Raw genomic sequence first — 13,637 nt, forward strand, 5'->3', positions numbered from 1 at the left:
TTAAATAAGCATTGATGACATGCTCAATAATGCTTTTCGCATCACTCAAGCATGAAAAGTGGTGATCAGAGCGAGGGGGAAACGGCTCAGTCGCTATGGCGTAGGCGCCGGAAGTAAACGGGTTGCAGCAAAGTTGGTAAGATTCCGTCGTCTTGTGATAGCCAGCGATTCAATAAGATTCTCAACCTTCTTTGGGTACGGAGCGTAATACAGGGCCTAGTCTGGCGACCGACCTTAAGGCTGTGTTCGTTGCATCAACATGTTGGCGTTGCGTATCTGAGGTCATGGTCTGACGCGCTTTCCATACCAGGTCGGCTATTTCGTCCAAAGGGTTGTAGTCCAGTGGAGCCGACTGCAACAACTGGCGGATACGCAGGTGATCAGTAGCGATAAATGCCTGCTCCAGCTGCTTTAAAAAGGCTTCGAGCCTCGGCCATTCCCAGAAGCGCTCTTTTGAAGTCATGATACGATCATGGCGCGTCTTGCTGACGTCATGACCTATCAACAATTCCTCGTAAAGCTTTTCACCAGGCCGCAAGCCGGAATAGATGATTTCGATATCCCCTTCAGGATGCGCAGCGTCTCTTACCTCCAATCCCGAAAGGCGAATCATATTCATGGCCAGATCATGAATGCGTACCGGTTCGCCCATATCGAGCACGAAAACCTCCCCACCTTCCCCCATGGCGCCAGCCTGGATAACCAGCTGAGCAGCTTCGGGAATTGTCATGAAATAGCGGGTGATATCCGGGTGAGTCACCTTCACGGGGCCGCCCTGCTCAATCTGCTGACGAAACACTGGGACAACGGAGCCACTTGAACCCAGAACATTGCCAAAGCGCACCATGCAGAATCGAGTGTTGGACTGAGAATGTGCGAAGGCCTGACAGATAAGCTCAGTCAAACGCTTGGATGCACCCATGGCATTGGAGGGGCGAACCGCTTTATCGGTGGATACCACCACAAAGGTTTCAACATTGGCCGACATTGCCGCCTTGGCCAGATTCAATGTGCCAAAGACGTTATTACTCACTCCTTGCACGAGATTAAATTCCACCATCGGCACATGCTTGTAAGCAGCAGCGTGGTAGACAGTATGCACCTCGAAACATTCGAACACTGCCTTAAGACTGCCCGAATGCTGCACTGAGATAAGCAATGGTTTTAGCTCGCACCGTGACGCGGTGCTTTCGATATGTTGCTTCAACTCTTGCTCAATGGCGTATAGCGCAAATTCGCAGTTATCGATCAAAAGCAGGCGGACAGGATTCTGATCAAGAATCTGACGACACAGTTCACTGCCTATCGAGCCTCCTGCCCCCGTCACCATGACCGATTTATCGCGGATATTGGCCTCCATCAGTTCGGGGAAGGCAGGCACAGACTCCCTACCCAATAAGTCCTCCAGCGCCACATCGCGAAGTTCACTGATTTTGGCTCTACCGGCAATTACATCGGCGCTACCAGGAATTGTCTTAAGAGGCACGGAAAGGCCCGAAAGCCAGTGCAGTATCTCGCGGCGACGCCAACGTGGGGCGCTGGGGATAGCTAACAAGACCATTGTGGCGCGGTGTTCTTGAACCAGAGCAGCTAATGCTACCGGCTGATGTACCCGCAGCCCTTCTACCATGGCGCCTTCCAATCCCCGCCAGTCATCAACGAAGGCCACCGGCTGGTATTCCTCTCCATTGCGCAGAGCAGCCACCAGCTCGCAACCCGCGGCCCCTGCCCCATAAATCACCACTGGCTTGCGCTGTCGAAGCTGACTGTGGCGATACAACTCTCGCAATAGAAAACGCAGGCTACCGATACCCAACAATAAGAGCAGCGCATAAATGATGATAATAGATAGTCCAATGGGCGAGTTAACCATGTAACTGGCCGGCGCTACTAACAAAGTCGATGCCAGCACAACAACAGCGATAGTGGATACAGTGGCATGGCTCATGTAGCGAATGACGGCGCGATAAAGCCCTAACCAGCGGAAAAGCAAAAGGCTTATCGGAACTAACACGCTGATGGTCATCCACAAGGAAATGCTGCTGAGTGGTTGTAGGCTTTCCAGGTGAATCATTGTGGCAAGTTGCAGGCTACCCACCACAATCAAACCATCAAATACAACAAGTACCCGGCGCTTTATGGAGCGCGGCGCCATTGATAACGACTTTATTAAACTAGCCATAGTTATCTCTATCCGTCCTTGCGGGTTGCCAAGTTACGGCGCTGGCAGCCGCATTATTGAAGTGGGCGATCAAAAACGAGATTTTGACGGGAAGCCGCTATCGAGCCTTCTCGATAGAGATGCCAACAGATCACTAGTAGTACCCAGAATAACGTCGCGCGCAGCCCGTTATGAGTAGTGGAATAAATCAATGGCCCTGCTACTCCAGCCCAGATGTAAAGGGGAGCTCGGCGCAATACGGTGGCTATTATCGATAGGAAAAGCACTAGGCCTGGCAAGCCATAAGCAAACAACATGTTAATAAAGGAGGAGTGGATTTCGGCCCCATCATATGGTGCAAAACGCTGCCGTTCGGCTTCTCCTGCCCCCAATATTGCGTAGGCGGGAAAGTTAGTCAGTCGGTCAAACTTGCGTTCTTCATACACACTATCAATTTTGCTTGGTGCTCGATCCATACGCGCTTCCAGGTTGCGCAACACCTGCCCCTCAGTACTAATATTGGCGAGCACAACACCTCCCAATAATAGTGGCACCAGCAGCAACAGGCGCGCAAAGTACTTGACCTGCTTAGCATTTGCTATGGCCCAGCCGATCCCCACCATAGCCCCACCTCCCATAGCGGCCAACGACGACGCCGATAAGATCCCCAACACGCCGCTAGCTAGCCCGGCCAATGCCAAAGGCCTCATTTTAGGGTGAAAATCATCGAGCATTAACAACACCACTACGCCACATAGCGAAAAGTAGGCCAGCTGATTGGGATTATTAAAGCTGCCAGTGGTGCGGTTGATCCCCAAGGCTAATTGCACTAACACATGGCCACCGGCGATCACTAGCGCAATAGAGATGCTATTTCGAATAAGCCCTATGGCACGTTCACCGTAAACGCTTAGGAAACGCAGCAGCCCCATACCGATTAAAAAATTGAACAGGAAAAACTGGGCTGGTCTAAAAAATTCAGTGGTTTCCATCACTAACGTCCAGCTAAGGCATACCATTACTACCCACAACACCATTAATCCCCAGCACATAGCGAAGGGTGAAACTTTCAGGTGTTTGTCTCCTAATGACATCAAAAGCATCACGCCGGCAAAACCGATCAGCACAAAATCAGCCAGCTGTGGCCCACCGCTGGGAAACAAATAAAGGCTGCTTAGCGAAAGCCCCACAAACAGCAATAGCGCACCGATCAGATTCATGGCGATACCTTTTTTCTACTGTGGCTAGAGGTTAGCCATCATCTGGAAGGTATGATTGCGACTGGCCAGGTCATCATAAGTACCTGCATCACTTACTTGCCCGTCCTCAAGCATATAAATTATGTCGCACTCTTTGACCGTGGCCAGGCGGTGGGCAATAAGCACCACCGTCATTTGGCCTGCGAAGCGCTGGATATCTTCCATCACACGACGTTCGGTGATCCCATCCAGAGCACTGGTGGCTTCATCAAAAACTAATACACTGGCTTGCTGATAAAGAGCACGGGCGATACCCAAACGCTGACGCTGTCCCCCTGATATCTGCACTCCGCGCTCCCCGATTCTAGTTTCGAGCCCTTCGGGAAATCGCATGATCAGTTCATCGAGTTGCGCCATGTGTAGGGCTTCTTTGACTCTCTCAACATCAATATTTTCGCGTTCAATGGCAAAGGCGACGTTTTCGAGGATCGTGGCATCGGACAGAAATATCTGTTGCGGCACAAACCCCACACTGGCATGCCAATTCCGCAAGTTCTCCTGCGTTAAAGCCACACCATCAATGAGTATTTGCCCTTGCTGAGGCTCGATCAGACCCAGCAATAGATCCACAGCAGTACTTTTACCACTGCCAGAAGCACCGACTAAGCCGACCATCTTGTTGACCGGAATTGTCAGAGTCAGGCCATTCAGCGCCCGTGCTCGCGCTCCTGGGTAGTCGAAGGCGACCTCATGAATTTTGATTTCTCGCTGAGGAACCCACGGCATTGACTGAGCAGCAGGCTTAGATTCACTGCCTGTTTTCAGTTTTATGGTTTCCTCACTGCTGGCGATCAAATCTTCACGGATTGCATCATAAGCCGCCAGGTTGCCGCGTATTTTAGTAATGGAGGTATAGATTTTCTGAAAGCCAGGCAGCATCTTGAAACCGGCTAGGGCATAAATTGAAAGCGCCGGCAAAATGGCGCCCAGATTGCCTTGGTAGAGGTTAAGCAGGTAAAGAACCAGCAGGATTACCGAACCAAAGGCCACTAGCTCGATAGCATAACGGGGTGCCTCACTCAGTCCTTGTGTTACACCTTGGCCTCGCGCTATGCGGTTGCTGGCCTTTTCAAACCGCGTGGTAAAACTCGCCTGACGATGCAATAAAAGAAGATCTTTGATGCCTCCAAACCCTTCAGTCATCAGCTTGAAGCGTTTCGATTGAGCCTCAGATATACGCCTTCCATTAATGCTGAGAAAGCGCCGCACCGTCTGATAAAGCAGTAGATAAGTGGCGAGGAATATCACTAAGCCGGATATTGCTACAACAGGGTTATAGATAAAGATAGCCAAGCTCATCAAGGTCACCATGACCGCCTTGGCGTTGAGCTCCATCGCTGGATTTATCACCTTTGTCGTAACGCGCTGGACTTCAACGGAGACCTTGCTGATCAGGACACTGGTATTCTGGCTCGAATGAAATAACCAAGGTTGATACAGATAATAACGATAGAGGCGGCTAGAGAGTTCCGCTCCCACTTGCTCACTGTAGAGCGACAGCCGCCAGGTGGTATACATGGAAATTAGCGCTGCCATTAACAACACTCCAAGTACCATACCGCCCAATAGACTCAAGAAGGACTTGTGGCTTTGCATTCCGCTATAGGTATAAGCCCAGGCTAACCAACCATTGCCCTGGAGTTTGCTCATATCTCCGACCACCGCCATAAAAGGCCCAATGGCGATGACACTGGCAATTTGAGCTAGCGCCATCACAATGATCAGTGCCTGAAGCCCTAACAATCGGCGGCGCTGTTGTTGCGTTAGTAAAGAATAAAATTCGCGCAATTGATTAAGCATATTGGCTCACCGGTAAGCATAGAGGTAGCTGCCATAGTATCCGTGACGGCTGCTGGTCGGCTTCTTAACACCATTTAGAATTCCACCTTTGAGCCTCACACCAGCACTCTCAAGACGACGCTTAGCGGCTTTGATTTCGCCAGGAGGGTTCGTGTCGAACCGCACCACCATTAGACTGGTACCAACCAACTTGCCGACTACCGAGGCATCGGTTACCGCCAGAATCGGGGGCGTATCCACGATTACCAGGTCATAGTGCTGGCTTATCGTGTCTAGAAAGTCGTGAAAACTCTGCTGCATCAAAAGCTCTGATGGATTAGGCGGTACGCTTCCTCTTGCCACATAATCAAGTCCATCAAGCTCACTATGGCGAATGGCCTCCTCCACACTGATACGCCGTGCCAACAACTCTGAAAGTCCCTTTATTCCCTTACCGTGAAAGGCATGGTGCAAATGGCCGCGGCGCATATCAGCATCGATTAACAACACTTTTTGGCCAGCCTGGGCACATACCGCCGCTAAGTTCGCGGCTATGAAGCTCTTACCTACCCCCGGACTAGCACCAGTAATCATCAACCGATTGTTATCGGATTCGAGCATGGCGAAGTAGAGGCTGGTACGAAGCCCACGCAATGCCTCAACGGCAATTTCAGCGGGTTTCTTGACGGCCAGCAAGCCACGAAAAACTTCTTGGGCTTTCTTGGCACGACGCGGACGAATACGCTCGGTAAGCCCTGCCTGTTCACCGGAATTCGGTAAGGTGGCATAGACAGGCAGACCCAATTCTTCAAGCTGCTCGGGGGTTTTGATAGACCGACTAAGCAACATACGAACGATCACTAATAACATTGCCAACAAGGCGCCAAACAGGCCGCTAACAGCGGTTATTAAAGGGATACGTGGAGCAATGGTACCGGGGGACAGCATGGCCGCATCCAAGATACGCACATTGCCTACTGTGCCAGCCTTCACCAAACGCATCTCTTGAAGCTGGTTGAGTAGCTGGACATACACTTGCTGATTGACCTGAGTATCCCGAGTAAGACGCAGCACTTCCTGTTGGGTTTCGGGTAATTCACTCACCAGAGCGTTAAGTCGGTCACGCTCGGCTTCTAGCTGGCCGCGTTGTCTCAGTAACGTTTGGTAGTTAGGGTGTGAAGGACGGTACCTCTCAGCCAGATCCGCTTCCCGCATAGCCAACTCACCAAGCTGGTTTTCCACATCGACTACCCGAGTAAGCAGGTTCTGTGTCTCGAACGTCAGGTCGACAGAGTCACGCTGAGCTCGGTAATCGTTGAGCATGCCTTCGGCATCTGACAATTGGTTGCTAACCTGAGGAATTTGCTCGTTGAGAAAGGCGATCTGTTTTTCTGCTTCTTCTGAATGACGCTGCACGTTTTGAGTCAAAAAAACGCTGGTCAGCGTATCTAGTGTTGGCTGAATCTGGTTTTGATCCGCCCCGTTCAACGTCAGTTCATAGACGCCCGACTCTAACCCACGCGGAATGATTTCAAAGCGATTCTTCAGCTCACTTATTGCACTAAGAGCAGACGTTCTTACTAATGTGAATTCTGCGCCGGGGTGGGCCTCTGCCTGGCTGACAAAAAGACGATACCCCAATTCATCATTCTGTACCGTTTCCCCAACGCTACCAGTAAGCAGCGTTTCTTCTTCCAGCAGCAGCTCGAATTCACCGCCGTCGAGAAGCCGCAACACATGCTCCCCCCCCACGTTCTCCTCGGGAACATCGAAACGAGCGACTCGCAGTGATTCCCCAGCCCACACATAGGGGTTACTCCAAGCATCATCCACAGAGTCTGCTAACCACTGGCGAATGAATTCAGGCGTGAGGCTCTCGAACCACTGCTGATTAACTCCATGATGAACCAGAAAGTCCCCCACCACCGGCAACCTACGCGGCTCAACCTGAATGGCAAGGTCAAGACGGTCAGCGGTTTCACCCAACACCATACGTGACTGCAGAATTTCGAGCTCAGCAGAGGTAGGGTTGCCTTGTTGCGGCTCTCCCAATGACTCCATAAACGCCAAGTTCGATCCTCGGGTCTCTATCTGAACTAAGGCATCGGCCTGATAAATTCTCGGCTGAGAGCTGGCATTAAAGTAGCCCGCCAGCAGAAAAAATCCCGTCACCGACACAATAAACCAGCGATGATCGGACAGCGTGTCTACCAACTTACGCAGATTAAGCTCATCGCTCTCTCGAGGTGCTGGCGACGGCGCTGGTGAAGGGAAATTAGTCATGGAGATGCCTCATCACTCAGAAAATATATTAAAGCTCACCGGCATCAATAGCAGACGTTGCAAAGTCGCCTGGCAAACTAACTGATGGCAACAGCAGGGAGATCACAGAGTTCCAGCGAGCCAGCGGTGCTGACGTCACGTACACCACATCCTGCGGCTCAAGAGGAAAGCGTGTTCCTAGCAATAAGCGAGTGGCATCCTGAATATCCAACTGATAGACGGTGGCAATTTTCTCGCTACCCGGCGGGTTTCCCCTTACTACGAAAATACCCGACGGCTGGGCGCGATTTTCATTCACACCACCTGCCCTTCCCAATGCATCCGTCAACGTGATGCGTTCATTGCCCAGGGCAATGGCACCTGGACGGCTAACCTGTCCCAGAACGACCACGTTTTGATTTTCCATGGTGGGCACGTGAAGTAGATCGCCATCACGCAGTAACCGGTTTTGTGTCATATCCCCTTGACGCATCATGGCGTAAAGCGATATCACCTCTTCACCACCATTGCGGCTTAGGGTGACATTACGCCAATCCGCATTATCACGTGCCCCGCCTACTTCACTAATGGCATCAAGTACCGTCATCGGCACAATACTCAGAGGCAGAGTGCCGGGGTTTTCCACTGCACCACTGATGTACACTTTTTGGGAGTTAAACGCCGCAATGCCTACCTCTACCTGCGGCTCATTGATTACTGCGGACAATCGCCGTGCGATTAACTCGCGCACCTCGTCAAGCGTCATGCCCTCGACTCTCACACGCCCTACGTAGGGATAGAACATCGTGCCATTGGGCCGTATACGGTTCCCGGTTTCCGCAGCGGAGCGCTCGGCACCGGCAGGAATCGTTAATTCTGGATGGTCATAGACGATCACGCTTAAAATGTCCCCAGGCCCTACCCGATATTCGTAGTCTTGCACTTCTTGATTCAATGCTTGAGACGTGGCTTGCGTGGTAGGCTCTTCTGGGACATACAACCTATCTACAAACTCTGGTGTAATGGGTTGTACGTCCACTCGGCCATCAAGCGATTGGTCGAGCTCGCTTTCATCAATATGCCCGCCTGGGGCCATGGCACAGCCACTTAATATCCCCAGCAGCATGATGAACATTAGATAGCGAACCAGCCGCAATGGGTTTTTTCTGGTTTCTACACCTTCTATTTCTTTGAAATTATTCATTTTTTGTTCCCTTTGCTTTGTGTCTTACCACGCTACCGCCCGGGGATTTTAAATGGCATTTCCCAGAGCCTATTTGGAAACTCGCCTTGGCAGTGCAACCTTCGAGCCGCCATAAGACATGAATGCCATTACGGCAGACAAATATAATGTTACATAAAAAAACAAAAAACATACTTTGATTTACTTCATTGCTGAGGATGAGATAGCTAACGCTATTTAGGCGTTTAGAAATGAGGTTTGGCGTCATGGGTGAGAGGAGAGGAGATCATGCCTAGCGGTATTAAACATTTAATGATAATAAAAAATTTATATTTAAAATTAACGGTGATTTTCAACCCAGTTGTCCAAATGGCTGCACTTAAGCAGCCTGTTTATTACGCTCGATTTCCTGCACTTTCCCTGGGTTAAGCGACACTGAACCAGTGACCTCCCAGTTTCGGGTGCTGCCCGACCAGCGTTTCGGATATCGGCGCTTAGCGCTTTCATAAACCGCTTTACGGCGTTCAAGCCGTTTTCGATCAACACCACGATGCCGGTCAGCTGGCGTGACATATTGGATGCCACTGTGAAGGTGCTGTTCGTTGTAAGCCCGCTCGAACACCAACATCCATTCTCGTACCGCGCTCAGCGATGTAAAGCCCTTGGTGGGCCACGCTGGGCAATATTTGACGGTACGGAACAGTGATTCCGAGTAAGGGTTGTCGTTGCTTACTCTCGGTCGACTGTAAGACATCAACATCCCTAGCTCGGTTAACCTCGCTTTGAGTGTATAGGACGTCATTGGCGCCCCATTATCCGAGTGCAACACCGGTGGCTGATGCCAGCATTTCTCACGCAATAAGGCACGCTCCATCAGCTGTTTAGCCAAATCGCCCGCTTCCGTCTCATGAACTTCCCAGGCAATGATTTTGCGGCTGTAGATATCCATGATCAGGTAGAGATACCAGTGCTGGCCTCGTACAACGGAGGCGCAATAGCTAATATCCCAGCTCCAAATCTGGTTCGGCCCTGTCGCCGTAAAACTGGTCGGCGCGGGGACTGTGCGGCGTGCTTTCGTACGGCCACGATGGTGCTGCTGGTGATGCTTTTTCAAGACCCGATAAAACGACGATTCGGAGGCCAGATAGACGCCGTTGTCTGCCAGTAAGGGCACGATTTGAGACGGCGGCAAGCTCTGATACTCGGGACGATGACAAGTGTTCAAAATGGTCTGCTCTTCCTCATGCGTCAGCTGATGCGGCTGCCTGCCTTGTGCCGCCTGTGGACGCTGATCCTCAACAACAGTGCCACACTCAGATCGCCAACGCTTTAGTGTGCGCTCGCTTACATCGATAATACCGGCTGCTTGATAGCGGGAAGCACCACCCACAACCGCTTCGTCAAATAGCGCGATGAGCCTTGCACGTTCGTCGAGCGGCGTTAGTCGTCCTCGCCGCTGTCGGGATCTTCGCTGTACAAGGCGTCGAGCTTTTTTGAGAGCACCAGTAACGACGTCGTCTCTGCCACTACCTTGTCTTTGCGACGTACTTCCGCTTTGAGCTGCTTGATGGTCTTACGGTCTTCTTTACGCTGCTTGTGCGCCGCTTTTTCCTGATCTTCTTGCCGACCAGCGCCTTCGAGGCAAGCCGCTTTCCACTGTTGAATTTGCTCGGGATAAAGGCCTTTTTCGCGGCAGTAAGTGCCAAGCTCCGCCTCTGACAGGGTGGCGGTTTCGATGACCACGGCTAGCTTGGCGTCGGGCGACCATTCGCTGTCGCCTTGGGTGTAACCCGGCACAGGCACTCCTTTTACTCGACACTGTTTTAACCAACTATACAGCGTCGCGTCAGAGATGCCTTCCTCTGTCGCTACCGATGCCACACTGTGATTATGGGGTGGTAACAACTTCTTCAGGACGGCTGCTTTACGCTCTGCAGAATAACGTGGCACAAGGACTCCATGCCGCTCCCTCTGGATTAGATTCAGGCGATATCACCAACCGGACAACAAGGCTGACAGAGGGGGTTAATAAGTTGTAAAAAGTTACAAAAGAAGAAATTTCAAGTTACAATCGCGGAACAATTGTAATATCGCCTTAATTGAGGGGTTTCTTAGTGACAGTGGTCACATAGAAAAAAGCCACCCTTGGAGGGGCGGCCATAAGTTGGTCTTTGAATCCGCTCACGCCTTTTTGGGTTTCCACCGCTCCCTCAGTGCCGTCTTGAGGGGGCTTGGAAAGCTAGATAAAATCTTTCTTTTGCTGGCGCTGAGAAGGCGTTTCGTATAGCTATGCGATCCCTTTTTGGCGGAGATTTTATCAGACGCTGTATAGACTCTATTATCTTCACAGCAATAAACGGCTTTCCCCGATATTTTTGCAATACTTGCAGCCTGCCTGGTAGCACTCTCAATGAAGAAAGTGTAATCCGAGTTCTTATAGAACAGGCCCTTGTGCGTAGAGTGAATCCCCTGGCGTTGGCGCTCCTCTTTCGAAGGCAGATCCAGCATGACCAAGCGCTCATAGTCAATTCCCTGTTGCTTCAGCCACTGCTCTGTCTGGCTACGGTACTTCTCAAGACGGTTGGTTACCAAGCAGCCGATTCGGCCAGCAGGTAGGAAAAGAAGCTCCGCGTTATTCAAAAACGCAATGTACTGCTCTCCATCATCGTTCTGAAGGTCGGTAGGATCGACGCACAGTACACCATCGATATCGACACATGACTGGGAAAGTATGGCAGGAGTGAAAAGGTTCCACTGGAAAGCACAAGGCGATTCTAGCGTGTAAAAATGAAAATCAACATGTTGCTTACCGTCGGGATCAGCATAGATCGCCAAGGTATCTATTATACAAGGACAGTTTTCGGGGATAGCACTCCGTGCTTCCTGCACAGTCTTCCCTGTAATGACGCTATCATCGACGAAAAGAACTTTTTTCGCGTCCCAGGCGGCTCCCGGCGGCTTTTCTTCCTTTCTACGCAAGCGAGTTTTCAGCGGTTGGTTGTCAATAAAGTCTGGGAGCCCCATCATATCGAGATGCAAACCCAACGCAACCATGCTGGCAGGGATGATGCCGCTACGGGGAATACCGACCACCAGGTCGTAATCCTTCCCGTGAACTTTGAACAAGGACGCAGCGATGTCCTCACTTAAATCACCATAGGATTTGTAATTCATTGTCTATCCCTCCTTATTTATCAGGCTTGACCGCCAAATTAATGGATGGTTAGGTAGAATCGCCTTTCTTGTAAAACCCAGCGGTGATGGCCCTAAACACAAAGACATACTCTCGGTACGTCACGCCTCTACCCAAGATGGAGCATCACGCCAGAGAGTTAAAAAGGCTTTTCCGATAGTTTCTGCAATGAACAAAATCGCTTAGTTACGACTTATAGTGGAACGGTAACTTTATCGAATGACAAAATCGTGTCACTTAAATGATAGGTTATATGATATCTCCAGAAAAAATTATTAAAACTACAATAAAAAAAATACAAGCATTTGTTTCTGTTAAATTTATTCACCTTCATAGTCTAAAGACAGAAACCTCAATCTTCTACTTTATTGGCATTTAAATCAGGCATTTTTAACAATTTTACTCCTTCAAAATAAATGAGAAAAACAATACATAAATCCCATCATAAATACAAAGATCAACATCTTAAAAACAAGAAATACATAATTAAAAAATAGCAAAAAAACAGCAAAAAAATCATTACTTAATGATTAGTCAACTAAAAATTTTAAAACGAAAAATGGATCTAATACTGACATGCACATTGGCCATACCGCAGACAGATCAAGCAGTAAAAAAGAAAAAGAAGCGATGGCGATGCCTCTAGAGCCTCTCTGCCCACGTAAAGGCAGCGTCCTTTAGCAACATATGGATATGCTCGAAAACTTCCCTGGATTTTCGGTAAGGATCGGGGATATTGCGCCCTTTGCCACTATCTAGCCAACGACCTAGCAATAGCGTCTTACCTAAGGCTTGGGGTACGTGTTGTCCTACGGCACGGCGCTGGCCCTCAGACATCACCAGAATGAGATCGGCTTCCTGTATCATTATCACCGTTAATTGCCGTGCCTGGTGGCTGGTCACATCCAAACCATCGGCCTCGGCCAATTGACGTGCAAACGGGGATACAGGCTCGCCTTCCAAGGCGCCCAAGCCTGCAGAACTGATATGACGCTCGGGTAGCCGCTGTTTAAGAAATGCCTCAGCGACAGGACTACGACAAATATTACCTGTACACACCACTAAAATACGCTCGAACATGTCTTACTTATCTCCTGGGTGAGCAGAGGTAGACGTTTTCAAATGACACCTTCAATGCTCCCACTGAATAGCAAGCAACCCAAGGGTTTCGTAGATTGCCCTCTCAGTCTTGCGTAGCTCACGGGCAGAGGGCAGCCAATAAGCTAGCGCTAATCCCTCCGTTCGATCGGCCAAATAATGGGTAGGTGCAGCAACTGGAGCTAGGCCTGCCGCCTCGAAATGACGCATAGCGCGCGGCATATGCGACGCTGATGTCACAATCAATACTTGCGCACCTTCACCGAGCAGCGCCCGAACTGACTTGGCCTCTTCAGCAGTATCGTTGGGCGACACCAGCGTCACGATACTCTCTGGCGGAACCCCCAATGCTTCGGCAGCTTCGGCGTAACCATGAGCCATGGTCATTTTTGGATCTTGCCCTCCCCCTGACACTACCAGTAGCAAGTCTGGACGCTCATGCCATAGCCGCAGGCCTTCCATCAGACGCAAACCCGAACTTTCGCTGAGCCTGCCGGTTATCGACCAAGGGCGATCCGGCTGCCAACCACCCCCGAGGACTACCACTGCTTCGATGTTCTGCTCTTCAGGCCATTTCTCCCAAGCGACATATTGAGACTCCAACGGCCCTAGCAAATTATCTGCCACTGGTGCCCAGGCCGCCAGCAATAGCAAGAGCATTGCTAACGTCATTATGCTGTGACCCAGGCGGTACCACCCAAG

At 50.5% G+C, this 13,637-nt stretch carries 9 protein-coding genes; all 9 read right to left on the minus strand.

All coding sequences use genetic code 11. The features are described 5' to 3' along the window. Positions 1 to 181 precede the first annotated feature (181 nt). The gene (locus tag HALA3H3_RS21905) at positions 182 to 2,182 is read right to left on the minus strand and encodes a polysaccharide biosynthesis protein (protein ID WP_022523693.1); all 2,001 of its coding nucleotides are present in this window, start codon (positions 2,180 to 2,182) and stop codon (positions 182 to 184) included. A gap of 53 nt (positions 2,183 to 2,235) precedes the next feature. After that, positions 2,236 to 3,381 (minus strand): hypothetical protein, encoded by a 1,146-nt coding sequence (locus HALA3H3_RS21910; protein ID WP_022523694.1) that lies wholly within the window; start codon positions 3,379 to 3,381, stop codon positions 2,236 to 2,238. 24 nt (positions 3,382 to 3,405) lie between these two features. Continuing rightward, on the minus strand, positions 3,406 to 5,220 hold the full coding sequence (locus HALA3H3_RS21915) for an ABC transporter ATP-binding protein (protein ID WP_009286549.1): 1,815 nt from the start codon (positions 5,218 to 5,220) through the stop codon (positions 3,406 to 3,408). A 6-nt stretch (positions 5,221 to 5,226) separates the two neighbouring features. Further along, entirely contained in the window at positions 5,227 to 7,482 is a 2,256-nt protein-coding gene (locus HALA3H3_RS21920) for a polysaccharide biosynthesis tyrosine autokinase (RefSeq protein ID WP_022523695.1), read from the minus strand. A gap of 28 nt (positions 7,483 to 7,510) precedes the next feature. Continuing rightward, entirely contained in the window at positions 7,511 to 8,665 is a 1,155-nt protein-coding gene (locus HALA3H3_RS21925) for a polysaccharide export protein (protein WP_009286547.1), read from the minus strand. Between the two features lie 358 nt (positions 8,666 to 9,023). Further along, positions 9,024 to 10,594 (minus strand): IS3 family transposase gene (locus HALA3H3_RS21930; protein ID WP_238326102.1). Its coding sequence is split into 2 segments (ribosomal slippage): positions 9,024 to 10,141 and positions 10,141 to 10,594, totalling 1,572 coding nucleotides; the frame shifts between segments, so codons are not numbered across the junction. A gap of 231 nt (positions 10,595 to 10,825) precedes the next feature. Next, positions 10,826 to 11,818 (minus strand): phosphoribosyltransferase, encoded by a 993-nt coding sequence (locus tag HALA3H3_RS21940; protein WP_009286546.1) that lies wholly within the window; start codon positions 11,816 to 11,818, stop codon positions 10,826 to 10,828. Positions 11,819 to 12,479: 661 nt separating this feature from the next. Next, positions 12,480 to 12,917, minus strand: coding sequence for a low molecular weight protein-tyrosine-phosphatase (locus HALA3H3_RS21945; RefSeq protein WP_009286545.1), 438 nt, complete (start codon positions 12,915 to 12,917; stop codon positions 12,480 to 12,482). Between the two features lie 51 nt (positions 12,918 to 12,968). Beyond that, positions 12,969 to 13,607 (minus strand): ElyC/SanA/YdcF family protein, encoded by a 639-nt coding sequence (locus HALA3H3_RS21950; RefSeq protein ID WP_236557288.1) that lies wholly within the window; start codon positions 13,605 to 13,607, stop codon positions 12,969 to 12,971. Positions 13,608 to 13,637 lie beyond the last annotated feature (30 nt).

The organism is Halomonas sp. A3H3 (genome assembly GCF_000982975.1).
Classification (GTDB): domain Bacteria; phylum Pseudomonadota; class Gammaproteobacteria; order Pseudomonadales; family Halomonadaceae; genus Vreelandella; species Vreelandella titanicae.

Excerpts from the sequence above, each read along its gene's own strand:
- HALA3H3_RS21905 (WP_022523693.1), bottom strand. The coding sequence starts at position 2,182 with ATGGCTAGTTTAATAAAGTCGTTATCAATGGCGCCGCGCTCCATAAAG.
- HALA3H3_RS21910 (WP_022523694.1), bottom strand. The coding sequence starts at position 3,381 with ATGAATCTGATCGGTGCGCTATTGCTGTTTGTGGGGCTTTCGCTAAGC.
- HALA3H3_RS21915 (WP_009286549.1), bottom strand. The coding sequence starts at position 5,220 with ATGCTTAATCAATTGCGCGAATTTTATTCTTTACTAACGCAACAACAG.
- HALA3H3_RS21920 (WP_022523695.1), bottom strand. The coding sequence starts at position 7,482 with ATGACTAATTTCCCTTCACCAGCGCCGTCGCCAGCACCTCGAGAGAGC.
- HALA3H3_RS21925 (WP_009286547.1), bottom strand. The coding sequence starts at position 8,665 with ATGAATAATTTCAAAGAAATAGAAGGTGTAGAAACCAGAAAAAACCCA.
- HALA3H3_RS21940 (WP_009286546.1), bottom strand. The coding sequence starts at position 11,818 with ATGAATTACAAATCCTATGGTGATTTAAGTGAGGACATCGCTGCGTCC.
- HALA3H3_RS21945 (WP_009286545.1), bottom strand. The coding sequence starts at position 12,917 with ATGTTCGAGCGTATTTTAGTGGTGTGTACAGGTAATATTTGTCGTAGT.
- HALA3H3_RS21950 (WP_236557288.1), bottom strand. The coding sequence starts at position 13,607 with ATGACGTTAGCAATGCTCTTGCTATTGCTGGCGGCCTGGGCACCAGTG.